This is a genomic window from Sorangiineae bacterium MSr11954 (assembly GCA_037157815.1).
In the GTDB taxonomy this organism is placed as follows: Bacteria; Myxococcota_A; Polyangia; order Polyangiales; family Polyangiaceae; genus Pendulispora; species Pendulispora albinea.
The window spans coordinates 1,218,355-1,243,394 of record CP089984.1 but is presented as its reverse complement, the minus strand read 5'-3'; the positions used below and the strand labels follow the sequence as shown (position 1 = coordinate 1,243,394).

At 66.3% G+C, this 25,040-nt stretch carries 25 protein-coding genes and 1 pseudogene; 13 read left to right on the top strand and 13 right to left on the bottom strand.

Going from position 1 to position 25,040, the window contains the following annotated elements; translation table 11 throughout:
- Positions 1 to 156: 156 nt before the first annotated feature.
- Positions 157 to 657, top strand: coding sequence for a DUF3943 domain-containing protein (locus LZC94_05100; GenBank protein ID WXB16654.1), 501 nt, complete (start codon positions 157 to 159; stop codon positions 655 to 657).
- A 5-nt stretch (positions 658 to 662) separates the two neighbouring features.
- On the opposite strand, the gene LZC94_05095 is transcribed toward LZC94_05100, so the two are convergent.
- Complete coding sequence (locus LZC94_05095; GenBank protein ID WXB16653.1) at positions 663 to 1,418, bottom strand: alpha/beta fold hydrolase; 756 nt, start codon at positions 1,416 to 1,418, stop codon at positions 663 to 665.
- A 121-nt stretch (positions 1,419 to 1,539) separates the two neighbouring features.
- On the opposite strand from LZC94_05095, the gene LZC94_05090 reads away from it, so the two are divergent.
- Both LZC94_05090 and LZC94_05085 read left to right on the top strand, forming a co-directional pair.
- Positions 1,540 to 1,770, top strand: a complete 231-nt coding sequence (locus LZC94_05090; protein WXB16652.1) for a type II toxin-antitoxin system Phd/YefM family antitoxin — start codon at positions 1,540 to 1,542, stop codon at positions 1,768 to 1,770.
- Complete coding sequence (locus LZC94_05085) at positions 1,767 to 2,153, top strand: type II toxin-antitoxin system VapC family toxin (GenBank protein WXB16651.1); 387 nt, start codon at positions 1,767 to 1,769, stop codon at positions 2,151 to 2,153. The genes LZC94_05090 and LZC94_05085 overlap by 4 nt, the downstream gene beginning before the upstream one ends.
- A 494-nt stretch (positions 2,154 to 2,647) precedes the next feature.
- Here LZC94_05085 and LZC94_05080 read toward each other — a convergent pair whose 3' ends face one another.
- Entirely contained in the window at positions 2,648 to 3,919 is a 1,272-nt protein-coding gene (locus LZC94_05080) for a Glu/Leu/Phe/Val dehydrogenase (protein WXB16650.1), read from the bottom strand.
- 601 nt (positions 3,920 to 4,520) lie between these two features.
- Between LZC94_05080 and LZC94_05075 the strand changes: the two genes are divergently transcribed.
- Both LZC94_05075 and rpsD read left to right on the top strand, forming a co-directional pair.
- Entirely contained in the window at positions 4,521 to 4,967 is a 447-nt protein-coding gene (locus LZC94_05075) for a hypothetical protein (GenBank protein ID WXB16649.1), read from the top strand.
- Between the two features lie 91 nt (positions 4,968 to 5,058).
- Entirely contained in the window at positions 5,059 to 5,670 is a 612-nt protein-coding gene (gene rpsD, locus LZC94_05070) for a 30S ribosomal protein S4 (GenBank protein WXB16648.1), read from the top strand.
- A gap of 123 nt (positions 5,671 to 5,793) precedes the next feature.
- On the opposite strand, the gene LZC94_05065 is transcribed toward rpsD, so the two are convergent.
- Together LZC94_05065 and uppS are read right to left on the bottom strand one after the other, a co-directional pair.
- The gene (locus LZC94_05065; protein ID WXB16647.1) at positions 5,794 to 6,621 is read right to left on the bottom strand and encodes a phosphatidate cytidylyltransferase; all 828 of its coding nucleotides are present in this window, start codon (positions 6,619 to 6,621) and stop codon (positions 5,794 to 5,796) included.
- 12 nt (positions 6,622 to 6,633) lie between these two features.
- A complete protein-coding gene (gene uppS / locus LZC94_05060; protein ID WXB16646.1) occupies positions 6,634 to 7,440 on the bottom strand; it encodes a polyprenyl diphosphate synthase in 807 nt (268 codons plus the stop codon).
- 214 nt (positions 7,441 to 7,654) lie between these two features.
- Here uppS and LZC94_05055 point away from each other — a divergent pair.
- The 3 genes and pseudogenes from LZC94_05055 (at position 7,655) to LZC94_05045 (ending at position 10,410) form a co-directional block, all read left to right on the top strand.
- Positions 7,655 to 8,053, top strand: a pseudogene (locus tag LZC94_05055) (hotdog fold thioesterase).
- Positions 8,054 to 8,062: 9 nt separating this feature from the next.
- On the top strand, positions 8,063 to 8,965 hold the full coding sequence (locus LZC94_05050) for a 3-keto-5-aminohexanoate cleavage protein (GenBank protein WXB20346.1): 903 nt from the start codon (positions 8,063 to 8,065) through the stop codon (positions 8,963 to 8,965).
- Complete coding sequence (locus LZC94_05045; protein ID WXB16645.1) at positions 8,962 to 10,410, top strand: anthranilate synthase component I family protein; 1,449 nt, start codon at positions 8,962 to 8,964, stop codon at positions 10,408 to 10,410. Before LZC94_05050 ends, LZC94_05045 begins: the two co-directional genes overlap by 4 nt.
- A gap of 23 nt (positions 10,411 to 10,433) precedes the next feature.
- On the opposite strand, the gene LZC94_05040 is transcribed toward LZC94_05045, so the two are convergent.
- The 3 genes from LZC94_05040 to LZC94_05030 all read right to left on the bottom strand — a co-directional run bounded on the left by LZC94_05040 (position 10,434) and on the right by LZC94_05030 (position 13,906).
- A complete protein-coding gene (locus LZC94_05040) occupies positions 10,434 to 12,167 on the bottom strand; it encodes a hypothetical protein (GenBank protein ID WXB16644.1) in 1,734 nt (577 codons plus the stop codon).
- Positions 12,168 to 12,362: 195 nt separating this feature from the next.
- Positions 12,363 to 12,866 (bottom strand): ester cyclase, encoded by a 504-nt coding sequence (locus LZC94_05035; protein WXB16643.1) that lies wholly within the window; start codon positions 12,864 to 12,866, stop codon positions 12,363 to 12,365.
- A 92-nt stretch (positions 12,867 to 12,958) separates the two neighbouring features.
- Positions 12,959 to 13,906: a VOC family protein gene (locus tag LZC94_05030; GenBank protein ID WXB16642.1), complete on the bottom strand. Its 948-nt coding sequence runs from the start codon at positions 13,904 to 13,906 to the stop codon at positions 12,959 to 12,961.
- A 75-nt stretch (positions 13,907 to 13,981) separates the two neighbouring features.
- Between LZC94_05030 and LZC94_05025 the strand changes: the two genes are divergently transcribed.
- Together LZC94_05025 and LZC94_05020 are read left to right on the top strand one after the other, a co-directional pair.
- Positions 13,982 to 14,872, top strand: coding sequence for a LysR family transcriptional regulator (locus LZC94_05025; protein WXB16641.1), 891 nt, complete (start codon positions 13,982 to 13,984; stop codon positions 14,870 to 14,872).
- A gap of 103 nt (positions 14,873 to 14,975) precedes the next feature.
- The gene (locus LZC94_05020) at positions 14,976 to 15,365 is read left to right on the top strand and encodes a Rid family detoxifying hydrolase (protein ID WXB16640.1); all 390 of its coding nucleotides are present in this window, start codon (positions 14,976 to 14,978) and stop codon (positions 15,363 to 15,365) included.
- Positions 15,366 to 15,506: 141 nt separating this feature from the next.
- Here the strand turns inward: LZC94_05020 and LZC94_05015 are convergent, their stop codons facing one another.
- Entirely contained in the window at positions 15,507 to 16,379 is an 873-nt protein-coding gene (locus LZC94_05015) for an NmrA family NAD(P)-binding protein (GenBank protein ID WXB16639.1), read from the bottom strand.
- Between the two features lie 104 nt (positions 16,380 to 16,483).
- On the opposite strand from LZC94_05015, the gene LZC94_05010 reads away from it, so the two are divergent.
- Positions 16,484 to 17,425, top strand: a complete 942-nt coding sequence (locus LZC94_05010; GenBank protein WXB16638.1) for a LysR family transcriptional regulator — start codon at positions 16,484 to 16,486, stop codon at positions 17,423 to 17,425.
- Between the two features lie 34 nt (positions 17,426 to 17,459).
- Here the strand turns inward: LZC94_05010 and LZC94_05005 are convergent, their stop codons facing one another.
- The 4 genes from LZC94_05005 to LZC94_04990 all read right to left on the bottom strand — a co-directional run bounded on the left by LZC94_05005 (position 17,460) and on the right by LZC94_04990 (position 21,207).
- Entirely contained in the window at positions 17,460 to 18,545 is a 1,086-nt protein-coding gene (locus tag LZC94_05005) for a hypothetical protein (GenBank protein ID WXB16637.1), read from the bottom strand.
- A gap of 11 nt (positions 18,546 to 18,556) precedes the next feature.
- On the bottom strand, positions 18,557 to 19,612 hold the full coding sequence (locus LZC94_05000) for a cytochrome c (GenBank protein WXB16636.1): 1,056 nt from the start codon (positions 19,610 to 19,612) through the stop codon (positions 18,557 to 18,559).
- Between the two features lie 108 nt (positions 19,613 to 19,720).
- Positions 19,721 to 20,401, bottom strand: coding sequence for a hypothetical protein (locus LZC94_04995; GenBank protein ID WXB16635.1), 681 nt, complete (start codon positions 20,399 to 20,401; stop codon positions 19,721 to 19,723).
- Between the two features lie 26 nt (positions 20,402 to 20,427).
- Complete coding sequence (locus LZC94_04990; protein WXB16634.1) at positions 20,428 to 21,207, bottom strand: flagellar biosynthetic protein FliR; 780 nt, start codon at positions 21,205 to 21,207, stop codon at positions 20,428 to 20,430.
- Between the two features lie 78 nt (positions 21,208 to 21,285).
- Between LZC94_04990 and LZC94_04985 the strand changes: the two genes are divergently transcribed.
- Positions 21,286 to 22,134: a MaoC family protein gene (locus LZC94_04985; protein ID WXB16633.1), complete on the top strand. Its 849-nt coding sequence runs from the start codon at positions 21,286 to 21,288 to the stop codon at positions 22,132 to 22,134.
- Positions 22,135 to 22,193: 59 nt separating this feature from the next.
- Entirely contained in the window at positions 22,194 to 23,387 is a 1,194-nt protein-coding gene (locus LZC94_04980) for an acetyl-CoA C-acetyltransferase (protein WXB16632.1), read from the top strand.
- 906 nt (positions 23,388 to 24,293) lie between these two features.
- Here the strand turns inward: LZC94_04980 and LZC94_04975 are convergent.
- Positions 24,294 to 24,959: a hypothetical protein gene (locus LZC94_04975; GenBank protein ID WXB16631.1), complete on the bottom strand. Its 666-nt coding sequence runs from the start codon at positions 24,957 to 24,959 to the stop codon at positions 24,294 to 24,296.
- Between the last annotated feature and the right edge of the window lie 81 nt (positions 24,960 to 25,040).

The window sequence follows — 25,040 nt, the reverse complement described above, 5'->3', positions numbered from 1 at the left end:
GCAGCGCCGAGCGTTGCGTCGGGCGCGGCGGCGCCGAGCATTGCGTCAGGCGCGGCGGCGCCGAGCATTGCGTCAGGCGCGGCGGCGCCGAGCATTGCGTCGGGCGCGGCGCAGGCGCCGGTGCGTGTGGAGGAACGCGCACGATGGGGGCCGCCTTTGGCGCACGCCAGCGCGTTGCTCATCGGGGTGCGCTTCGCGGAGGTGTACCTGTATCCCGAGCCTTTTGCGGACGGCAAACCGGAGCACATCTTCGAGCGGTACCGCGATACCTTTACCAAGCCGCCCATCTTCGACTCGGACAAGCCGTTCTTCCGGTGGGACGGCGATCCTTTGGCCATCAATGTCGTCGGCCATGGCTTGATGGGCAGCGAGCTTTATCTCCGCGCGCGCACCTGCCATTTCGGCTGGGCGGGCTCCCTCGCCTTCGCCATCGGCGGCACCGTGACCTGGGAGTACCTCTTCGAAGGAAACGGCGTGCGCCCCTCGGCGCTCGATCTCGTCTACACGCCCCTCGGCGGAGCGCTGATCGGCGAAGCGCGCTACCTCGCCTTCCGCGGCGCGCAGTCCCTCCAATCCCCGCTCGCGCGCTCGATCCTCTCGGCGCTGGTCGATCCCTTCGGAGAGCTCGAACGCCACGCGATGGCGAGCCCCTGCTGACGAGCTTACGCGCTGGGCTGCGCGTTCGCGAGGTGCTCGCGCACGAAGGGCACCAACGCGGCCGTCACGGCGGCCGGCTGCTCGATGGTGCTCGAGTGGCCCGCGTTGTCGATGTACTTCAACGTGGCGCGCGGCACGCGGTTGGCGATGGCCTCCGAGCGCGCGGGCGGCGTCGCCGTGTCCTCCCGGCCGCACAAAATGAGGGTCGGACAGCTGATGGCCCGCACTTTGTCGAGGATGCTCGGCCGCTCCACCGACACGGCCTTCACCGCACGGCTCACACCGAGCCGCGGAAACCCGCTCAAGTGGGTGTACGCCCGCTCCACCAACTCCGGCCGCTCGCGCAAGGTCTTCTGTCCAAAGAGCAGCGGCGCCACCTGGGTCGCAAAGAGCGCCGGCGGCATCCCCACGTTGCGGTACATGCCGTTGAGCACACGGTTCTTGATCCGCTGCACGCGCCCCTCGGTCTCCGCGCTGGTATCGAGCAACCCCAGCGCCACGATGCGCATGGGGTTATCGAGCGCCGCGCGCATGGCGATCATGCCTCCCCACGAGAGCCCGATGAGCAACGCCTTGAAGATCCCGAGCGCATCGAGCGCATCCACCAGCGCCCGCGCATGATCATCGAGCGAAAATGGCGGCGGGACCTCACTCTTGCCGTGCCCTGGCGCGTCAATCACCACCACGCGCCCCAGCTCTGCAAGGGGCCCCACTTGCTCGTCCCACATGGCCCCATCGAAGAGCAACCCATGCAGCAACACGATGGCCGGATCATTCGGCCGCCGCGCCGCGCCACGCTCATCGTAAAACCAACGGCCCAATCGAGTGGTGACGTACACGCCCAAATGTTGACTAAGCAGTGGACTAAGTCAAGATGGAGCCATGAAGGAAGTCAACGTTCACGAGGCGAAAACGCACCTTTCGCGCCTCTTGCAGCGCGTGAGCGCTGGAGAAGAAATCGTGATCGCACGAGGTGGACGGCCCATCGCCAAAATCGTCCCCTATCGCGAGACTCCGCAGCGCATCTTCGGCATCGACGAGGGCGTCTTCGATGTTCCGGACGATTTCGATGCACCGCTGCCGCAAGACGTCCTCGCGGCGTTTTCGCGATGAAGTATCTCCTGGATACGCACTGTTGGCTCTGGCTGCAGAGCAACCGCAAGCGCCTCGCTTCCATGATCGAACGTTTCTCGGACCCGGCCAACGAGCTCCTGCTCTCCGCCGCAAGCGCCTGGGAAATCTCGATCAAGTATGCGCTGGGCAAGCTCCCGCTACCGCTCCCACCGGCCGAGTACGTTCCGAGCCGCATGCGATCGAGCGGCACCCTCGGCCTACCGGTTCATCACGCCCACGCGCTGCACGTCAGCACCCTACCTCACCACCACGCCGATCCATTCGATCGACTGCTCATCGCACAAGCCCAGTGCGAAGGACTCCCCATCGTCACCGTCGATCCTGCATTCGCAGCCTACGACGTCGAAGTCCTTCGCCCCTAGAGCGATGCCGTTCACTTAACCCGTTCCCGTTCCCGAAGGTTTCGGGGAGAGAAGATCGGGAAGGGGAACGGGAAACGTGTACGGGTACGAGAGTGAGAGAATCCTAAGCGAACAGCATTGCCCTAGAGCGCTTTCCCATGACGTTGATTCTCACGCCATGCGCGCGGCCCAGTGCGAAGGACTCCCCATCGTCACCGTCGATCCTGCATTCGCAGCCTACGACGTCGAAGTCCTTCGCCCCTAGAACGCTTTCCCATGACGTTGATTCTCACGCCATGCGCGCGGCCCAGTGCGAAGGACTCCCCATCGTCACCGTCGATCCTGCATTCGCAGCCTACGACGTCGAAGTCCTTCGCCCCTAGAGCGCTATCCCATGACGTTGATTCTCACGCCATGCGCGCCGCGCAGGAGATGAGCCTTCGAGGCTCCGCGCCGCGCCCTCCCCTGCGGTCGTCGCTCCCTGCAATTCGCTCCCGCGAATTGCCCCGCGTCGACTACGGGAAGATCTCGCGTTCCTTGTAGACGGCTTCGATGCGGGACAGCGCGATGGCGTAGGCCGCGATGCGGTAGCTCACCTTCTTGTTGCGGGCGTAGTCGCTCACCTCGCGGTAGGCGCGCTGCATGGCGAGCTCGAGCTTCTCGTCGACCTCTTCCTCGGTCCAGCTCTCGGAGCGCTTGTTCTGCACCCACTCGTAGTAGCTGACGGTCACGCCGCCCGAGTTGGCGAGGACGTCGGGGAGGATCACGATGTTGCGCTCCTCCAGGATCTTCTCGGCCGAGGGGTTCGTGGGGCCGTTGGCGCCTTCGATGATGATGCTGCACTGAAGCTGACGCGCCTCGGGATCCTTGATCTGGTTCTCGAGCGCGCACGGGGCGAAGATGTCCGTCTTCATGCTGAAGAACTCTTCGCGCGAGATCGGCTTGCCGCCCGGGTAGCCCGCGATGGAGCCGTGGTGCGCCACGTAGTCCTGCAGCTTGTGCGCGTTGAAGCCCTCGGGGTTGAACAGGTAGCCCGTGTGATCGCCGACCGCGACCGTCGACACGCCCAGGCGCGACAGGATGACCGCCGTGTGCGAGCCGACGTTGCCGAAGCCCTGCACGGTCATCGTCTTGCCCTCGAGCGTGAAGTTGTGCTCCTTCGCCCACTCGATGAGGCAGAACACCATGCCCTGCGCGGTGGCCTTGGTGCGTCCGAGCGTACCGCCGCTGGCCACCGGCTTGCCGGTCACCACGCCCTTGACGCTCTGCTTCTGGTAGCTGCCGATCATGTTCGAGTACGTGTCCATCATCCACGCCATGGTCTGGCTGTTGGTGCCGACGTCGGGCGCGGGGATGTCGTAGTCGGGGCCGATGTTCATGCCCAAAGCGTGCGTGAAGCGGCGCGTGATCTTCTGGAGCTCGTGCGGGGTGACGCTCTGCGGGTCGACCTTGATGCCGCCCTTGCCGCCGCCGAACGGAATGCGCATCAGCGCGCTCTTCCAGGTCATCATCGCCGCGAGCGCCTTCACGTCGTCGAGGCTGACCTCGGGGTGGAAGCGCATGCCGCCCTTGAACGGGCCAAGCAGGTTGTTGTGCTGAACGCGGTATCCCTTGAAGAGTCGGACCTCACCGTTGTCCATGCGAACGGGGAAGTTGACGATGATCTCGTTCTTCGGCTGGCTCAGGATCGTTCGAACGAACAGCTCCAACTTCGCGACGGCCGCTGCCTCGTCGAGGTAGTCCTGGACGGCGCCAAAGAAGTCGTATTCCTTCTTCGACGCGGGCAATTGCGAGCGTGATGGCGGGGGAGCGGGAACAACTTTGGAATCCGTATCAGCTGCTGTGGTCATCGTTCGTTTTCGACGCATCGCGTCGCCTCAATCGCGTTCAGGCCGTAGGTTTCAGAAATGTTTCGAGGAGTGTCGCGGCACGTTCTAGGCGCGCTTCTCCGCTTTCGCCAGCGGGATCGTCATGTCGTGCATTCGTCCGACGTATGTTTCAACAATAAGAAGCAGACGCGAAACCGCCAGACATGAATCCGGCGCCGCGCGCGTGAACCGCGCGCCGCGGTCGGTGCGCAATGCAGCACGACGCACGCCTCACCGGTGTAACGCGCTCGACGCACGATGCGGTCGGGGTAACGCGCTCGACCTACGATCCGATCGCGACGCAGCTCGACGCGGCTGACGCGATCGACGTGACCGGCGCGACCCGACACAGTCGACGCAGTCGACGCGAGCGGTCGGTGCGACACGGTTGGGCGCGAAACGCAAGAACGAAGTGAGCCGAGCTTCACGCTTATCCCATTTGCCTTGACAGCAAACCGCATCATCGCTCAGATGCATTCCAGATCATGAATATGATTTTCAATTTCATGTTCGGAGGAAAATGAGCAACCGCACGACCGTGGTCTTGGAGCGCCCGTTCTCGATCTCCCTGGACGAAGGCAGCCGCGAACGCTTGGAGGCACCGCATTGGCCGCCCCCTCCTCATGATCCGCGCGAACGCGATTTGGCCCTCATGCTCGAAGAATGGGAGGTCCGGCTCTTTGGCGGCCGCAAATTCCAGTATTTCGTGACGCGTGGGTTCTGGCATCTGCAGCTCTGGCACCCCGTGGGGCGCATTTCCATCCTGACGCCTTCACGTCTAACCTCCGGTTTTTACGAGACATTCCCCGTGGCCAACTGGAAAGCTCAAGCGCCCGACTACCGAAGTCTTGTTCAGCTCGTCGAAGGGATGCACGAAATCCGGATGCCCAGCCAGGCCGAGGTCGCTCGTTTGGAAAAAGCGCTCGTGGACGACGTTGTCCGCGCCAAAAGTGCTCTCCTTTCCTGAGCAAAGGTGTATTTTGCGCAGCCGCAATTTCTAGTTCCGGCGGTCTCTGCCGGATTGCACCGTCGAAACTATGGTTGGAGGTATCTGAAACATGAGTCGTTATACGGGTCCGCGCGTGAAGATCATGCGCAAGCTCGGCACCGAGCTGCCGGGGCTTTCGCCGAAGAAAACCGAACGCCGACCCTATCCCCCGGGGCAACACGGTCAGGCGCGCAAGAAGCTCTCCGAGTACGCCGTGCGCTTGATGGAGAAGCAGAAGGTTCGCATGAACTACGGCGTCAGCGAGCGCCAGCTTCGCCACCTGATGCACGAGGCCAAGACGACCTCCGGTAACACGGGCCCGAAGCTCATCGAGCTCCTCGAGCGCCGCCTCGACAACGTCGTGTTCCGCGCCGGCTTCGCGCGCACGATCCCGTCGGCCCGCCAGCTCGTCAACCACGGCCACATCCTCGTCAACGGCAAGCGCGTCGACATCGCCTCGTACCGCGTGCTCAAGGGCGACGTGGTCACCGTTCGCGATCGCAAGAAGGTCGTTGCGCAGGTCGAGGCGGCCTTCCCGATCGCCGACAGCTTCCAGACCCCGTGGCTCGAGGTCGATCGCACCAAGCGCCAGGCCACCGTCTCCACCCTGCCGGACGAGGGCGCCGTCCTCTTCCCGCTGCGCGTGCAGCTGGTCGTCGAGTTCTACTCGCAGAAGATGTAGCTCGACTCCGCCCGTACGCCTTTCCGTACACGTCCCCGTTCCCGATCTCTGCCCCCGCAACCGCGACGTCGAGCGGGATCGGGTACGTGTACGGGAGCGTGTATGTGTACGGGCTGAAGGGAGCTAGCGCTGTACCCACATCGTGTACACGTACACGATGGTGCTCGTCAGAAGCAGCGCATCGATGCGGTCGAGGATGCCGCCGTGGCCCGGGACGAGGGACCCCGAGTCTTTGACCCCCGTGGATCGCTTGAGGAGCGATTCGCCCAAGTCCCCCGCTTGACCGAAGGCGCTGGCGACGAGCGCCAGCGGGACCGAGTGCGCGAGCGGAAAGGCGGGCAGGTACCAGAGGCTCGCGAGCAGCGCGCCCGCCACGGAGCCGAGCAGACCGCCGATGGAGCCTTCGATCGTCTTCTTCGGCGAGACCAGCTCGTAGAGTTTGTGCTTCCCCAGGAAGCGCCCCGCGAAATAGCCACCGGTGTCGGCGAGCCACGCGAACATGAGCGTGACGAGCACATAGCCCGGACCGTCGTCGCCCATGTCGCGGCGGAGCATCGCGAGCATCGTCATGGGCACCGCCACGAAGATGGGACCGAAGCCCATCGCGCACGCCCGGAGCGCCGCGCTCGAGATGTCGCCCACGCGGATCAAGGTGAGGAGCGGACCGAGGAGCGGGATCGCCACGAGCAAGGTCAGGAGCACCCGCGGATCGTGGCCGCAAAAGTAGACGAGCAGCGAGGACGCCGCCGAGAGGAGCACGCCGAGGATCTGCGAGACGCGATCGCCCGGGTGAGTCATCGCGAACAGTTCGTGGCTCCCGATCACCGCCGCCGGGAACGCGAGGCAGTAGAAGGCGATCGGCGGACACCCGTAGAGGAGGTACAGAATGACCGGGACGGCGACCGCCGCGGTCAGGAGGCGCATGGCCAGGTTCGACTTGGTTACGGCCATCGCTCCTTCGTTCTAGACGGCGATGCGCGCCGCCTCCACCCGATCCGCGGTTCGCAGGGAGACGCCGTTTGCCAGCGCATGCTGCTGCGATTCGATTTGCCCACCGGTGAGCCCATAGCGGCGCTCGCGCGCTTGGTAGCTCGCGATGGCGGCGTAGAAATCTTCGGCCGAAAAATCGGGCCAGAGCACGTCGGCGAAGTGAAGCTCCGAGTAGGCCAGGCCGTAGAGGAGGAAGTTCGAGATGCGGTGCTCGCCCGAGGTGCGGATGATCAGATCCGGATCGCCCACCGCGAGGCTCGGCATCAAGCCGTGGAGCGCTTGCTCCGTCACGTCCTCGGGCTTCAAGGTCCCAGCGGCCACCGAGCGGGCGAGCTCGCGTGCAGCATGCACGATCTCTTCGCGACCGCCGTAGCTGAGGGCCAAGGTCAAGGTCATCGCCTCGTTGTCCGAGCTCTCGCGGCGCAGCGGCTCGAGCACGGCCCGGACGATCGCGGGCAGGCGGCCCAGGTTACCGATGGCGTTGAGGCGGATGCCGTTCTCGAGGATTTCCTCCCGCTCGGACAGCAGAAACTCCCGCAGGAGCTCCATGAGCGCGTCCACTTCGTCCTCGGGACGGCCCCAGTTCTGCTCGCTGAAAGCGTACAATGTCAACGCCCGAAGCCCGAGGCGACGGGCGGCACGGATGACCCGGCGGGCAGCGTGGGAGCCCTCCTTGTGGCCGCGCACCCGACTGAGATTGCGCTGGTGCGCCCAACGGCCATTGCCATCCATGATGATGCCGACGTGGGATGGTAGATTTCGTGCTTCGACAAGCGTCATGAAGCGTACCAGAAACTGCGCAATCGGCGCGGAAACGCGGCGAAGGCGACGACTAACGCTACGGCAAACGAGAGGAGAAACGCGAGGGCGAACGCGAACGAGAAAAGCGGGAAGGATGCGCTAGGTATCACGAGGTGACCCCGCGGGCAACGAAGTCCTGGCTTACGCGGCATACGAGATGGGTCGGCGGCGCAGGGCATGATACTAAGGAGCCATGGTTGGGTTGAAGGTCACGCTGCGCCTTCGGATGTCTTCGCATGACGCGCACTATGCCGGCGAGCTGGTCGATGGGGCCAGGATGCTCGCGCTCTTTGGGGACGTCGCCACCGAGCTTCTCATTCGCCTCGACGGCGATGAAGGGCTCTTTCGCGCGTACGATTCGGTCGAATTCCTGGCGCCGGTCTTTGCCGGCGACTTCATCGAGGCCACGGGCGAGCTCCTGTCGGTCGGGAACAGCAGCCGCCAAATCCGCTTCGAGGCGCGCAAGGTCATCGCCAATCTGCGCGAGTCGGGCTTCGCGCCCAGCGCGGCGGACATGCTGGAGCCCCAGGTGGTCGTATGCCGCGCCACCGGCACCTGCGTGGTCCCCAAGCCGCTCCAGCGCCGGCCGCGCGAGCTGTACATGCCGGCCCTCCCCGCGGGCCCCGCCCCGGATGCCGATCCGATCGTCACCCCTGCCCCGCCGCCCGAAATCGTGCTGACGGCCGCCATCGTGGGCGCCGAGGTCACCCGGGCGCAAACGCCGTATTTGCCCATCACCCCGCAGGAAATCGCCGACGAGGCGGCCCGCTGCCGCGAGGCCGGCGCCGCGGTGATTCACCTCCATGTGCGCAACGACGATGGCTCCTCCACCCAATCGGCCGACCGCTTCGCCGCCGCCATCGAGGCCATCCGGGCCAAGACGGATTGTATCATACAAGTAACCACCGGCGGCGCCGTGGGCATGTCGATCGAGGAGCGCTCGGGCCCCCTCGCCTGCCGGCCGGAAATGGCCACCCTCAACTGCGGCACCATCAACTTCGGCGATGACGTCTTCGTCAACACGCGCCGCGAAATCCGAGACCTGGCCGCGCGCATCCGCAAGGCGGGGAGCGTGCCGGAGCTCGAGTGCTACGAGGTTGGGCATATCGAGGAAGCTCTCCTTTTGGTGAAGGAAGGAACGCTCACCGGGCCGCTGCACTTCCAGTTCGTCCTGGGCGTTCCAGGCGCCATCGGCGCGCGCGAGGAGCACGTGCGGTTCATGCGAAGCTTGGTTCCAGCCGAAGCGTCGTGGGCGGTCGCGGCCGTGGGCCGGCATCAGCAGCCGATGACCGAGCTGGCCATGCGCCTGGGCGGGCACGCGCGCGTGGGCCTGGAGGACAACATTTACCTGTCGAAGGGCGTCCTGTCCGAGGGGAGCGCGCCGCTGGTGCTTCGCGCCGCGCAGTACGCGCGCTCGATCGGGCGCACCCCGGCCGATCCGGCCACGGCGCGCAAGCTCCTCGGGGTCGGGGCCAAGGCCGCGCAGGCCGGCGGAGCAACATGAGCGGGTTCGTCACGAAGACCTTGGTCGCCGACGGGCTGACCCCGGTGCGCGCGTATGGGCTCTTGCGCCAGGCCGCCGAGGGGAGCGCATCGTTTCTCCTCGAGAGCGTCGTGGCGGGCGAGCGCTGGGGGCGCCTGTCCGTGCTCGGGTACAGGCCGCGCTACGAGGCAACCTTGCTCGCCGACGGCGAATGGCGTCTGAGCGGCGATGCGCCTATTAAAGGTCCGCTCGCGGGCGGCGATCCCATCTCGCTCGCCCGGGCCATCTTTCAGAGCGATCCGTCCGTCACCACCCCGACCGAGAGGCTCGCGGGCGCGCACGTCGGGTACTTCGGCTGGGACTTGGTGCACGCCATCGACAAGGTCGAGCGGTGGCCCGGTGCTCAACCCCCGCTCGCGCGCTTCATGGGCGGGAGCACGGTGGTGGTGTTCGACAACTTCGCGCAGACCTTCACCATCGCCGCCTACACGCAGGACGAGGTGGATCGCGCCGAGCACGATCTGGCGCAGACGGGCGCGGTGCGCGCGTCCATCGGCCCGGCGAGCCTCCGGCGCATCGCGCTCCCCGATCGCACGCGCCTGCCCAAGTTCGACGCGAGCATGAACGACGCGGACTACGAGCGCATCGTGCGCCGCGCGAAGGAGTACATCGCCGCGGGCGACGCGTTCCAAATCGTGCTGGCGCGCAATTTCCGAGTGCCGCGCGTGGGGCGCGATCCATTCGATGCGTACCGGGCCATGCGGGTGCTCAACCCGTCGCCGTATATGTATTTCCTCGATTTTCCCCCGGCGCCGGGCGAGACCACCCGCACGCAAATCGCAGGCGCGAGCCCGGAGACCCTGGTGCGCCTGGAGGGCGGCGTCATGACGGTGCGCCCCATCGCCGGGACCCGGCCGCGCGGCCGCACGCCGGAGGAAGACGCGGCGCGCGAGGCGGAGCTGATGGGCGATCCCAAAGAGCGCGCCGAGCACGTGATGCTGATCGACTTGGGCCGCAACGACGTGGGGAGGGTGGCGGAGGTGGGCAGCGTACGCCTCCTGCGAAACATGGAAATCGAGCGCTACTCGCACGTGATGCACATCGTGAGCGAGGTGGAAGGGCGCGTCGATCCCGCGCGCGTCCCGCCGCTCGAGGCGTTTCGCGCGGCGTTTCCCGCCGGCACGCTCTCGGGCGCGCCCAAGCTGCGCGCGATGCAGATCATCCGCGAGCTGGAGACGCGCCCGCGCGGCATCTACGGCGGCGCGGTGGGCTACCTGACGCGCAGCGGCGACTTCGACTTTGCCATCGCCATCCGCACCGCCGTATGCCGCGGCGATCACTTCGACGTCACCGCAGGCGCCGGCATCGTCGAAGCCAGCATGCCCTACGCCGAAGCCACCGAGACCCGCAACAAGGCGCAGGCCGTCCTGGCGGCCATCGAGGCCGCGCCGCAGGGCGTGGACTGAGCTGCGCCGGCGCGGTTCATGACTCAGTGACTCAAGCCGTGCGCGCGGATGAGCGTCTGCTCGACCGCGTTGCCATCGAGGTCCACGGCCTCGGCGCGCAAGGAGACGAAGTCGGCGTCGGCCGGGTGGCGCACGGAAGCGCGCCACCCATCGGCGCACCGCCAGACGTCCGCCGGCTCCCATCGCGCGCCGTCGTCGTGCGAAACGAAGATCCGCAAGGTCGCCACCTTGGCGGAGGCTCCCGCGTTGTGCTCGACCCGAATGTCGAAGGTCGCGCGTCGCCCGGCGGGCGCGCGTCCGTAAGCATCGAGCTTGGGCGCGTACCGAACGGCCATGAGCGGCAGCGCCGCGCGCGCGCTCGTGTGCTCCGACGCGAAACGCCAGGTGACGGTTTGCTCGGTGGCATAGAGCGACCACGGCACATTTCGAACGCCGTGCGACGTGAGCTCGTAGGTGGCGCGCTCGGGGGGCACGGTCACCGGGCTCCCCTTGCGAAATAAGCTACCGACGTCGTCGCTCTGCGCGATCACCTCGTCTCCGCGCCGCAGGATCATCGAGCCGGTGACCGTCACGTACGGGTCGTTGATGTGCCCGGGCTCCGCCTCCGAATACATGGGGATGCTCACGTTCAAGATGTCGCCCTCGCGCACGACCGGTGCGTAATAGGGGCTCGCTCCAGGGAACGATGGCCCCAGCGGCGCGGTGTTCCACGTTTGCCGGTACTCGCCCGGCCTTGCGTACACCGCTTCCGCGACGGAGGTCGACGCCACCCCGGAAGCGCCTTGGTGCACGGCGAAGCTCCAGGCGCCCGGCGTAAAATAATCCGTGCGCGTCCCGGGGAAGGTCACGCGCGCGCCGTCGCCCATGGACACGCGCAGCCCCGTGAGCTCGAGCACGGGCGTCGACAGGGCGTACGCGATTTCGTCCTTCCAATCGACGCCTTGCGCCGCGAGGTTGACGCGCACGCGCGCCAGCTCGAATTTGCGAACGCGGTAGGCGGGCTGCTCGGGGACGCGATCGGCCGTGCTCGAGAGCAGATGATAGACGTACGGGCTCTCTTCTTGGCCGCCCCGGGTCCACACGGTCTGCACGTAAAAGGCGAACCCCTTGGCCGGCTCGGAGGGGACGGCGTAGATGGCGTCCTTGTCCAAGCTGTCGAGGGGCGACGGAAAGCTTGGAAATTGCACGTTTCCACGCGCGGTCGGCTGCGCCAAGAACACGGTGGCGCTCTTTTGCTTGGCCGAGGGCTCGTCGAGGGACACCGATACGCGCTTGCCGAGCCGCGCGTCGAGGGTGCGCGCCGTGTTCGCGTGGATCGCGAGGCTCGGAAGATTGGCGTACGTGCCCGACTTGGCGCCGCCCGGTCCCGGTGTGGTGATGAACACGGCCACGCCGTAGCGGCCCTCGGGCAATGGGATTTCGAGGGTGCCGCCGGACACATTGCGCTCGAACACATTTCGCGCCGTGTTCAAATCGGTGACCGCGACGAACGACGACGTCGGCGGGTTCCCATCGCGATCGATCAGCTGCAACGTCAGCGTTGGATTCGCGACCTCGTCGGAGGTTGCGCCGCTCTGCAACGTGTCGCGTGCGCCGCTCTGCAACGTGTCGCGCGCGTCGCTCTGCAACGTGTCGCGCGCGCCGTTCTGCAACGAACGTGCGAGCCGGCTCGGTTCACGGTCTTCCGACGATGCGGAGTCGTCGTGCGCGCCCGAGCAGCCCAACAAGAACAAGATGGCAATCGTGGCCCTTCGCATGGAGGTGCTCCTTCGGTTGCTGCTGCTTTCCCGCAAAGGGCCACGAGCTACCTCGTTCGGCTCACGCTGCCTCGTTCGGCTCACACCGCGCGCGGAGCGCTGTATTCCAAGGCACATCGATGCCGCGCCATGCCCCGGCGGGCACCTCGAGGTCCAAGCCGCGCCGAGAGGGTGACCGCGCGCCGCGACGGGCGCTCAGCGCAGCCCACGCGCCACGCCGAGCAAGGTGCGGATCAAGAGGAGCAAGCTCGCCGGGTTCTTCGGGCTCACGCCGCGTAGCAGCTGCTTGAGCAAGGTCAACGAATCGAAATAGACCCGCTCGACCATCAAGCGCTCGCCCTCGAAGATGAAGAACGCCGTCATGCGCACCTCGATGGTCTGCCCCGTCGGCGGCAAGGCGCGAAAGGGTCCCTGGTGGGTGCCGCGCAACCAGAACTCCACGACGACGGCGTCGTCCGTGTGGCGCAGCGAGATCAGCTCGTTGCGCTGATCGGGGAAGGCCGTGCGCGAGTCGCGGTAGTAGGCGCGGACCTCGTCGCGACCATCGTAGACCGCGCCCGTCGCGATGATCTCGTAGTGCGGGTGCGGGAAGGTCGCGAGCACCTTGTCGAAGTCGCGCGTGTTCTCGTCCTGCATGTGCGCGCGCACGAGCGCCTCACGACGCGCGCGGAGCGTCGCGGTTCGTTCCTCGGTTTCCATGCGCGCATCTTATCGCGCGGGCGTCGCCTCCATCGTGTCAATCGCCGCCATCGTGTCCAACGTGGCCGTCGCGGCCATCGGGCGGTCGCGCGTTATGGCGCGTGCTTCGTAAACAGCGTGTACTGCATCCCGTCGGGCGCGCGAACGCGAACGTTCTTGTCCTTCCACGGCGTCAGCACGGGGCCGCCGAGGAGCTGCGCGCCGCCGTTGGTGAGCAGCTCTCCCACGGCCGCAGAGTCCTTCACGTCGAGCGCCACGCGCACCGGTCCCGCAACACGCCGGCCGACCTCGATGCGGTCCACCGACTCGGCCATGTCCTTCGAGAGCAGCTCGAGGGTCGCGTGCCCCGCATCGAAGATGGCGCCGCTGCCCGAGGGCTCGCTCCACGACGTGATCACCGGCAGACCGAAGGTGTCGCGGTAGAAGCGGAGCGCCTCCTCGAACTTCTCCACCGTGAGCGCCATCCGCAGCTGCCGCGCGGGCTCGCCGCCCGACTTCGCCCCCTGGTCGGTAAACAGGGTGTACTGCATTCCATCGGGCGCCCGCAGCCGAAACGTCTTGGGCGACCAAGGCGTCGCCACCGGCCCGGCGATCCGCTCTCCGCCGGCGGCGACGAAGGCCTGCGCCATGGCCTCCGTGCTCTCCACGTCCAGCCCGAGCCGCACGGGGCCCGCGATGCGCTTGCCGACCTCCAGACGATCGATGGTGTCGGCCTGCGCCGTGGACACGATCTCCAACGTGGCGCGGTGCGCATCGAGGATGACGCCCTTTCCGTCGGGTCGCTCCCACGACTCGAGCACCTTGAACTTCAGACCATCGCGGTAAAAACGAAAGGCCGCATCGTACGCGTCGACCGTGAGCGCGACGCGCATCTCGTGAACGGGGTTGGGTTTCATGGTCGCTCCGGAAGAACCTGCGGCGATCGGCGGGTTGGACGAGCTGGACGAGTGGGAGGCCGGCGCGGAATCGGTCCGCGCGCACGCGCCCAGCACGAAGGCGAGGCCGAGCGCCAGGTGCGCAGGTGTTGGGGTGAAGAACATGCCACCACCGTAGATCCCTGCACCGGATGGGATAATTGGCCCGACGGTATCGATATTCGATACCCTGATGATCGAATGGACCGACTCTTGGGCATGACCCTCTTCGTGCGCGCGGTGGATCGGGGGAGCTTTGCGGAGGCGGCGCGCGAGTTTCAGCTCACCCCGGCGATGGTGGGCCGCCATGTCCGCGCGCTCGAGGAGAGAGCCGGCGCGCAGCTCTTGCAGCGAACGACGCGAAAGCAGACGCTCACGGCGTTCGGGCGCTTGTATTACGAGCGATGCACCCGCGTCCTGGCCGAGATCGACGCGATGGACCGAAGCGCCGACGAGCTGCGCGCGGCCCCGCGCGGCCTCCTTCGTGTCACGACCACCACCTCCTTCGGCGCACACCGCCTGGCGCCCGCCCTGGCCGATTACTTTACGCGTTACCCCGAGGTGCGGGTCGAGCTCCTCTTGAGCGACCGCTTCGCCGATATCGTGGAGAACGAATACGACGCGGCCGTGCGCCTGGGCCCGCTCGCGCCCTCGCATCTGGTGGCGCGGCGCCTTCGAAGCGTGCGCTTCTTTCTGGCCGCGTCGCCGAGCTACCTGGCCGCGCGCGGCGCGCCCAAGCGCCCGGAGGATTTGCGGGGCCACGCGTGCCTGGGCCATCCGTATGGCGATTGGGGCCGCGAGTGGCCCATCGTGGATGCGGGCGGCCAGGTTCATCCCATCAAGATTCGGTGCAGCCTCAAGATCAACAGCGGCGAGGGGCTGCGCATCGCCGCGCTGCGCGGGATGGGGATCATCTTGCAGCCCGAGTTTCAAGTGGAGGACGATCTCGCGAGCGGCAAACTGGTGCGCGTGCTGCCCGATCATCGGCTGCCCGAGGTTCCCATGCACATCCTTTACCCGCCGCAGAAGCCCGTCTCGCCGAGGCTACGCACCTTCGTGGACTTCGTCGTCGAACGGTTCGGTCGGACGTAAGCCGCGGACCCGGGTGACCCCTTCGGCGCGGCGAGGCGCGCGCGGGTGGCCCACCCGGCGGCGGCATCTTGACCGTTGCGGCCAAGGGCCCCGCGGTGTGAGCATGCGCAACATGACACGCAAAGCCATCAACTCGCCCAACGCCGTCAAAGCCGGTCCGTATTCGCACGCCGTCGACACGGATCCCTACGTCTATCTGTCGGGGCAGACGCCGATCGATCCCGCGACCGGCCGCCTCATCGAGGGCTCGATTGGCGATCAAACGCGCCAGACCTTCGCCAATCTCTTCGAGGTGCTCAAGGCCGGAGGGCTCGGCCCGGAGCACGTCGTCAAGTGCAACGTTTACCTCACCAACATGGCCGACTTCGCCGCCATGAACGAAGTCTATGCCCAGCAATTCAGCGAGCCCTTCCCGGCCCGCACCACCATCGGCGTGGCCGCTCTACCGCTGGGCGCGCGCGTCGAAATCGAGCTGATCGCCAAGCGCTCCTGATCTCGCCCTCACCCCGGGCTGCTCGACGAAACGTCGCGCGACCAGACGTCGCTCGCCCCGATTCGCGCGACGAGACGTCACTCCATCCGATTTCGCGCGACGAGACGTCGCTCGCCCCGATTTCGCGCGATCCGTAGGACGCTACTTCGCGAGCAGCCCGCGCACGGCCGTATCGGCGTCCGTGGTGCCGCGCCAAGAACGCTCGCCCGCGTTCTCGAAGCGCATGGTTCCGTCGTTGGTGGCGATGAGGAGCTCGCGCATCAGGCGCGCGACGTCCGCCGAGCGGCCAAAGCTGCGGAACGCTCCTTCGATGGCCGGCTCGGGCACGAACTCGGGCTCCACCGGGCGCTCCAGCGCGCGCGCGGCCGCGTTGGCGATGTCGCGCGGCGTATAGTCGCGCGGCGCCTCCAGGTTGATCACGGAGATGCGCTCCGCCGCGGGCCCCTCGAGCAGCGCCTGCGCCGCGAAGACGCCGATGTCGCGCGACGAAATCATGCTGATGGCCCGGTCGACCTCGATGAAGGTCGGGAGCTTGCCGCTGGAGGCCGCCGCCGTGAGCGGACCGATCCAATTTTCGAAGAAGTAGCTCGGGCGAAGGAAGGTGAGCTTGGCCGGGGTGCGCGCCAAGCGCTGCTCGGCGTAGTGCAGCGAGCGCACCACACCGGTCCGCTCGGGAAGATGCGCGCCCAGCGAGGAGAGGAACACCACGTGCGGCACCTGGCTCGCGTCGATCGCGCGCGCCGCCGCGTCCGCGACGATCCTCCGGCTCGCGAGGAAGTCGTCGGCCGTGAGGTCCGGCGGCGAGAGAAGGTAAGCGCCTTCGGCCCCCGAGAGCGCCTTCGCCAGCGCCACATCGTCGTCGACCGAGACGACGGCCACCTCGGCGCCGCGCGCCTGGAATCGCTCGCCCTTCGAGGCATCGCGCACCACCACGCGCACCTTCTTGCCGCGCGCGAGCAGCGTATCGGCCACCACCGCGCCCGTATTCCCCGTCACTCCTGCGACCACGAACATGTCGGAAACCTCCTGCCCGGCGCGTCGGCGCTCGGGACGAGGAGAATCTAGGTGGCGACAAAATATGTATCCAATCGATGGAGTACATAGTCTACATGCATGGCATGCATCTTTCGGACGGCGCCTTCGCGAGCCTGGATTTGAACTTGGTGCGCGCGCTGCACGCGCTCTTGGTCGAGCGCCACGTCACGCGCGCCGCCGAGCGTCTAGGCCTCACGCAGTCGGCCACCAGCCATGCGCTCGCGCGCCTGCGCGCCCACCTGCGCGATCCTTTGTTGGTGCGGACGGGCAAAGGCATGGTCCCCTCGCCGCGCGCGCAAGCGATGCTCGAGCCCTTGGAGCAAGCGCTGGCCAGCATCGCCGCCCTCGTGGCCACGCCGTCCCCGTTCGAGCCGGCCAAGGCGAGGGATCGCTTCACCCTGGCCACCGCCGACTACATGGAGTTCGTGCTCCTGCCGAAGCTCGCGCCGCGCATTTGGTCGGAGGCGCCGGGCATCGACCTTCGCGTCGTCCCCGGCCCCGCCTCCATCCCCGGGGCGCTCGCCGAGGGCAAGGTGGACACGGTGCTCGGCCTACCGCTCCTCGAGGTGCCCGACCACCGCCTCGACGGCGCCCGCGGCCTCATCGTACAGAGCCTCTTTCGCGAGCGCTTCGTATGCGTCATGCGCAAGGGTCACCCCAGCGCGCGCCGCCGCCTCGATCTCGACACCTTCGCGTCCTTGCCGCACGCCCTCATCTCCCCGCGCGGCGACCGCGGCTCCATCGTCGACACGGCCCTCCAAAAAGTCGGCCGGCGCCGCCGGGTGGCCATCGAAATTCCGCACTTCCTCGTGGCCCCCTATGTCGTCCAAGAAACAGACGTGGTGCTCACCCTGGCCGAGCGCGTCGCCAAGACCTTCGTCCCCAGCTTGAACTTGGTGATGGTCAAGCCACCGCTGGAGCTCCCGGGCTTCACCATGACCATGCTCTGGCACGAGCACAAACGCATGGACCTCGCGCACGCGTGGTTGCGTGCGCGAATCATCGAGGTTTCAAAGGGGATTTGACGCGCTCGCTCGAGCGCACGAGCTCGCGTCCGGATTACTTCAAGCCCTGGATCCAGGACGTCACGGTTGCGGTGCCCGTTGCGTCCGTTTTTTTGCTGGCGAGCGGCGGCATCGCCTCGGGCGTGCCGTCGCGTTTGGACATGCGGTACAGGAGCGCGCTCTTGTCGGGATGACCGGCCTCGATGCGGTTCGGGTACGGTGAGTTCTCGCGGCGGTCCATGGCAACGCCGACGGTGGTCTTGTAGAGCTCCGTCTTGTTCGGCGCGCGCTCCGTGCCCGACAGGCGCAAGACCATCTTCGTGTAGCGCCAGGCCCCACCATTTTCGTTGTGGCAATTGCCGCAGTTGGCGTGGAGGTAGCCCAGCGCTCCAGCCGTCGTGGCGTCGCCCGGCGCGGAGAAGTCGGCGCCGGGCGCAGGGGGATGGGTCAGCTTTCCCTGCTCGGCGAGCCACTTCAAGGTCACGGCGGACGCAGGATCGGTCCCCGCGGTCGTGCGGGCGAGCTGCACGGCCGAAAAGCCGAGGATCTTGCCAGGCTCACCGCTGTGGCAGGTGAAGCACTGCACCCGCGTGGGGACGTCGTGATCGGTTCCCCGCACATTGGTAGCGCCCTCCGTGACGAGATCGGCGTCCGAATCGTCGTCGCGCCAGACGAAGGTCGAGGCGCGGTAGTCGGTCTCGGTCTTGCCGGTGTTGGCGATGCGCTCGATCAGCCGTGTCTCGAGCCGGCGCCCGCCCCGGGCGAACTCTTTGAAGAGCTTCGTCCCAATCGGGAACTGCCAGTGATCCATGTCGGACGTATCGATCTTCGCGCCGGCCGGAAGGACGATCCAACGCTTCTTGTCCGCCGCATCGGACCAGAGCGCATACGACGGCACGTACGCGAGCGCCTCGGGCGACGTTTGCTTCGTGGCCAAATTCGCGTAGAGCCCCGCCTCGGAGAGGTGCTGCGGCTGGGGCCCCGGGGAAGCATCCGGCAAGGTCACGACGTCGGCTTGCGGGCCGGCGTCGGCCGAAACGGGGGGCCCCGGGTCGGACGAGGACGAGCCGCACGCGGAAAAAACGGCGGCCGCCGCGACGACGACCGTCGCCGCGAGCGGGGCTCTCGGAAGGACGCGCATACGGAGGATCCTCACGGGCCGGGGGCGACGCAGTCGGTGCGCGCGTTGACGATGGGCGGCAGCGACTTCAAGTACCGCGCGATATCCCTCGCGTCGTCATCCGACATATTGACGTACGAGCCGCGCGGCCCCGCGGGCATCGGGGGACAAATGCCTTTGCCATCTTTGTCCTGCCCTTGCTTGATCACCCGGACGATCTGCTCGAGCGAATAGCCACCGAGCCCCGTCGACAGGTCGGACGTGAGGTTGGCGGAGAAGATCTGCGCCGGGAATTTGTCTTGAGGCAGCCCGAGGGACTTGGAGTCGTACGCGCGCTTGCCCGCGAACCATTTCGAGCGGTCGACTTGCCCGGGCGGCGCGCCCTCCTTCTCGGGGGTGTGGCACTCGATGCACGCCGACGCGACCGCCGCCAGGTAGCGACCGCGCATCTGGCTCTCGTAGTCGGGATTGCCTTCTTTTTCGGGCGCCGGCACCGTGTTCAAATCGATCGGGGGCGTGGGCGCGGGCACGTTGGTCCACGGAGGTTGGTTCGGGGTGGGCCGGTTCGCGACCCCGGGGACCGTCCGCAGATAGGCGACGACGGCGTTGGCGTCGGCATCGGTCATGTTGGCGTAAACCCAATACGGCATCGGCGAATTGAGGAATTTGCCGTCCGGGCGCTTGCCGTGTTGAAACATGTCCTTGATTTCTTGATCGACGGTGACGTTCTTCAACCCGTCCGCGTGATTCGTCAAGTTGGGGGCGCTCAGACAACCCGGCCCGGGACCACCCGCATCGCCGCTCTTGTCGGTGCCGATGAAGCAGCTGTTGCCCGCCAAATACTTCGTCATGTCCGGCGAGCCATCGCTCTTGCGCGGGGTGTGGCAATCGCCGCACGAGGCGAGCGTATCGACGATGTATTTGCCGCGCGCGAGCGGATCCACCGCCGCGTCGGGCTTCGTGCTCGTATCCGGGAGGCCGCCGTCCGTCGCCGGCCGTACCGACGTATCGTCACCTCCACACGCACCCACCAAAAGCGCCGGCGTCGCTGCCGCCGCAAAGATCAAGGACCAAATCGTCTGCCGCATTTCGCCTCCGGCTGTCACTTAGATACAGGATGCGCTCGAGGTCAATGCTCGAGCGATTCATTCTTTATTAATACGGGTTAACACTTCACATCAAATCGATGTGCTTCATTACGGAATAACCGGTGGACGCCGGAGGAGCCAGGACATCAGCCCGGCCGGTAAAATAAAGCCCACCAATAAGAAAACGCCATGAACGATTGGCGAGCTCGTCAAGGGTGAGCTCCCCGCCAATTGGATGAGCGACCACCATGGTGTCAATTGAAGAGCAAGAAAGAACATCAGCGCCAATGGATATTGGAGCGCATCCCATTTTCGAGGATGAACGCGCGCACCGTACCAGGCCAAAGCAACAACGAACCCGACCTCGAGAAACCACGAGGCCACGGGCAGCGAGCTCCACAGACCAAAGCCCACGTGGATCGGTGAATGAGGCCACAATGCCAGATCCGGATCGTGCACCAGCGCGTCCGCGAGAAAATGCGAGAAGACCGCCACCGTCCCGACCACCGCCGACAGCGCCCAAATGGACTTACCGCGCCAAATGGCGAGGCCCGCCAACATCGACCACACGATGGCCATCGCGAGCGAATGGTCCCAATCGATGAAATCGAGTTTCATATGCAAGTAACCGTTGGCGGGCAGCCCCGAAGTCACCCGTTCGACGCCAACCGCCACCAGCACCGCATGGACCAAGTCGAGCCATGCCACGCCAAATAGGGGAATCCATGCGGGTACATCGCGAAATCGCGACGAGAGGGCCACGCCAATGGCAAAATGTCCCGCGTACATCGCTCCAGACTATCGCGTTTGCGCGTTCAGCGGATGGCGCGCGCCAGGACGAACGCGATGCGCTCGAAGACGAGCGCCATCACCACGAGCAATCCGAGCGCCCGTAAGGGTGGAAACACGGCATAAATCTGGGCGGGAAAGGATGCGCGCGCGACCAAGGCCACCGCCACCTCGAGCACGATGGAGGCCGCGAGGAGAGGCCCGCCGAGGGCCACGGCCAAGGTGATGCCGGCGGAGAGATCGCGCACGGCCGCGAGCAGCGGGTGCGCGGGAAAGTCGGTGGTCGCGAGGGCCAGGGCGATGCGCGAGGGGCCGCCGCTCTGAAGAAAAAGCGTGGAGGCGAGCAGCGCAAAGGCGATGCCGAGGTGGCTCGCTTTTCCCTCCACGGTGTCCGCGTTCCAAGCGTCGCGGGCGCCGCGAAGGGTGTCGACCAGGTTTCCGGCCATGGTGGCCGCCCACAAGGGGATGGCGGCGGCAAGCGCGACGGGCAGGCCGTGCAGAAAATTTTCGAGGAGCAGGAGCGGCCATGGTTCGCGTGCGTGCGCGCCAGCGTCTGCGACGACCGCAGGAAAGATGCATAATGCAAGCATTGCCCCGAGGATGGCGCGCAGCGGTGTCGGAAGCGCACGCAAGCCAAAGGCGGGCACGATCAGGACGGTCGGGAGCACGCGTGCCCATGCGAGGCCCAAGGCGGGGAGATCGACGCCTGCGCCCGTGAAGGCTTGGATCACGGCGCCGAGCAAACCTGCCACGCTCGTGGGCGGTGCGAACGCGGCATGGCCGAAGAGGAAACCCGAGGCGCTCACGACAAAAGACTCTCGCGTATTCGCGCCCGGGCCGGCAAGCCTTGACCGATGCGAGCGGAGAACCGATCCTCTCGGGCCATGACGCTCGACCTTAGCCTCGTCGGAAAGCCCTCCTCCCCTGAAAAGCGGATCTACAGCTGGGAGGACACCGTTTTGTACGCGCTCGGCATCGGTTCGACGAAGGACGAGCTGGACTACCTCTACGAGGGACGCGGGCCCAAGGTTTACCCGAGCTTCGCGGTGGTGCCGAAGTTCAAGCCCATGCTCGACCAGCTCGCGAAGACGGGCGGCAACATGGCCATGGTCGTGCACGGCTCCGAGAAGGTGCAGATCCTCCGTCCCTTCGACGCGTCGGGGACCCTGTACACCACGGCGACGGTGCGCGGCATCTACGACATGCGCAAATTCGCGTCGGTGATCGTCGACATGGAATCGAAGAACGAACAAGAGGAGGTCGTCTGCCAAACCACGTCGAGCCTCCTCATTCGTGAGGCGGGCGGCTTTGGTGGCACGGCTCCGCCAAAGGAGGCCGTACCGGTCGCGGTCCCCAAGGATCGCGAGGCCGATTTTCGGATCGAGCAGACCACGTCGCAGGAGCAGGCGCTGCTTTACCGGCTCTCCGGCGACTTCAACCCGCTCCACGCCGATCCGGAGTTCGCCAAGAACGTCGGCTTCGACAAGGGGCCTATTTTGCACGGGCTTTGCACCTTCGGGTACATGGTCCGGCACGCCGCCAAGGGCGCGCTGGGCGGCGACGCCACCAAGCTGACCGCGTTCGGAGCCCAGTTCCGGCGCGCCGTTTGGCCCGGCGATACGCTGGTCACCGAGGGGTGGCTGGTCTCGCCCGGTAAGATTGCGCTCAGCGTGTCCGTCAAAGAGCGCGACGAGACCGTGCTCTCCAATGCGTGGGCCGAGTTCGCGGCCTGAGAAAAATCCAAGACGCGATACCCTCGCGATCCGAGAAGAAGAACGAAGAAGAGGAATCCATGGCCAAGCTATCCAAATCGATCGTCATCGTGGGCGCCAAGCGCACTGCGTTCGGGACCATGCAAGGCGCGCTCAAGGGAATCAGCGCCAATGATCTCGGCGTCGTGGCGGCAAAAGCAGCTCTTGCGCAATCGCGCGTACCGGCGGACGCCATCGATCACGTGGTGATCGGCAATGTGCTGCAGTCGAGCGCGGATGCGATCTATTGCGCCCGCCACGTGGGGCTCAAGGCGGGCACCCCGATCACCACGCCGGCGCTCACCGTCAATCGGCTCTGCGGGTCGGGCTTTCAAGCCATCGTCAGCGGCGCCGAGCAGATTCTGCTAGGCGACGCGAGCGCGGTCCTGGTCGGTGGAACCGAGAACATGACGCAGGCACCCCACGTGATCCGCGGCGCGCGCGAGGGTTTCGCCTTCGGCAAGGCGCCCCCGCTCGAAGACTCTTTGTGGACCTGTCTCACCGACAGCTACTGCAACCTGCCGATGGCCGTCACAGCCGAAAACCTGGCCACCAAATACGGTATCAACCGCGAGGCATGCGATGATTTCGCGCTCACCAGCCAGCAACGCTGGGCCGCCGCGCACGAAGCCGGTCGCTTCAAGGACGAGATCACGCCCATCGAGATCAAACAGAAGAAGGGCACGATCACCTTCGAGGTCGACGAGCACCCGCGTCCGCAGACCACGCGCGAGGCGCTGGCCAAGCTCGGCCCCGTCTTCAAAAAAGACGGCGTCGTTACGGCCGGCAATGCTTCCGGCATCTGCGATGGGGCCGCAGCCTTGGTGCTCACCACCGAAGAATTCGCCCAGCAGCGGGGCCTCACACCGCTGGCCCGTCTGATCGGGTGGGGCGTCGCCGGGGTGGAGCCCGAAATCATGGGCATCGGCCCCGTCCCTGCCCTCCAAAGGGCGCTCGCCCGCACCGACTTGAAGCTCTCCGATCTGGACCTGGTCGAGGTCAACGAAGCCTTCGCACCGCAGTATTTGGCCGTCGAAAAAGAGCTCGGCCTCGACCGCAAGAAGACCAACGTCAATGGCGGGGCCATCTCCCTCGGCCACCCCTTGGGCGCCAGCGGCGCCCGCATCACCACCCACCTCGTCTACGAGCTTGCACGCCGGCATGGCCGCTTCGCCGCGGGCAGTGCTTGCATCGGTGGGGGACAGGGCATGGCCGTCATTTTGGAGCGCGTCTAACGCGCGCGCGGGCACCGATTTTCGAATCGGGGCTCTTGCCGTAGGGCGTCGGGCGTCCGAGAGAGGAAAACCGCAAGGGCGCGAGGGTGCAAGGGGGAGAGTCCCTGCGCCCTCCGTCCGGTGGGTTCGCGCCGGAGGCGTATCAAAAAGGCGTACCCCTGGCGTTCCTTGCGTCCTTGCGGTTTCCGAATCGGGGCTCTTGCCGTAGGGCGGCGGCTGTCTGAGAGAGGAAAACCGCAAGGGCGCAAGGGCCGCAAAAAGAGAAGGTCCCTGCGCCCTCCTTCCGGTGGGTTCACGCTGGAGGGCCGACTAAACCTGTAACCTGGCGTTCCTTGCGTCCTTGCGGTTTCCGAATGGGGGCTCTTGCCGTAGGGCGGCGGCCGTCCGAGGGAGGAAAACCGCAAGGGCGCAAGGGCCGCAAGGGGGAAGAGTCCCTGGGCTCCCCGTTCCAGTGGGTTCACGCTGGAGGGCGGACTAAACCCGTAACCCTGGCGTTCCTTGCGTCCTTACGGTTTCCGATCGGGTCTCGCCGTCAGGCGGCGGCCTTCCGAAACTCCCCTGGGCTCCCCGTTCGGGTGGGTTCGCGCGAGAAGGCGTACCAAACCCGGTAAATCCTGGCGCTCCTCGCGCCCTGGCGGTTTCTTCTTCGCTCCCGCGCCGAAACGACATACCCCACAACACCTCGCGCTAGCGTCCAGGCGGATGCTTCGCTCACAGAGCACACGCGCCGCGACATCACTCGACGAGCATCCGCACGGATGCATCGAGTCAACGCCGAACCACCAAGCCCGCTGCAAGCGCGCAACGCCTCTGCAGCCGCAGCGCGTCACGTCGCAAGGGCCCGCCGGGCCGTTACGTCCTAGCCCCCAATTCGCCACATAGCGCGTGGGAAGGCGAAAACAGACCTTAGCCCGCTTGCTCCGCCAACACGAAGCCGCTGGCGCGTTCGCTGTCGACGTCGACCTTGGCGGTGCGGCGGCCGGCGACGATGGCCCATTTGACGGCGTTTCGCATGGCTCGGGCGGCGGCGAGGGCGGCTTGGACGCTCGGGAAGACCCAGGATAGCGTGCCAGGCTCCACGTTGTGCCACTCGTAGACCACGAGCGTCACTTGACGGACGAGATTCGGGTCGGCGTTGGTAAAGCGAGAGCTCACGTAGATACCCGAGTCGAAGGGGATGGGGGATAGACGCGACGGCGGCGCAAGGTCTCCTGCGTCCCCTGCCTCGCCGGCGTCGTCGCTGCCGTTCGTGTCCAACAACCCTTGCTGGGTCACATCTATTCCCGAATCGAGGGGGCGCGGGGTGGCCGCGAAGCCCGCCAGGTTTGGCAACGCATGGCCCGCGTAGCGCGCGCGCTCGGCGAGGATCCGCTCTTCGAGCTCCAACGCCTGTACGCCGTCTGCGCCATCGACGCCGTCGTCCGCGAGGCTCGCATCGACATCGACCGGAGCCGCGGCCCTCAACTTGGCGCTGCTTTCGGCAGCGCCCGCAAGGGCGACCTTGCGCCGACGACGCGGTGCCGCGCCTCGGGAGGCTTCCTTGGTGGCGAAGAGTCGGGATAGTTTGCGCATCGGGAACTTCGGTACTTCGATGATGTTATCTGTCCAAGACGTAGCGCCGTAAAGGGACAACGGCCATTAAAAATCGGAGAC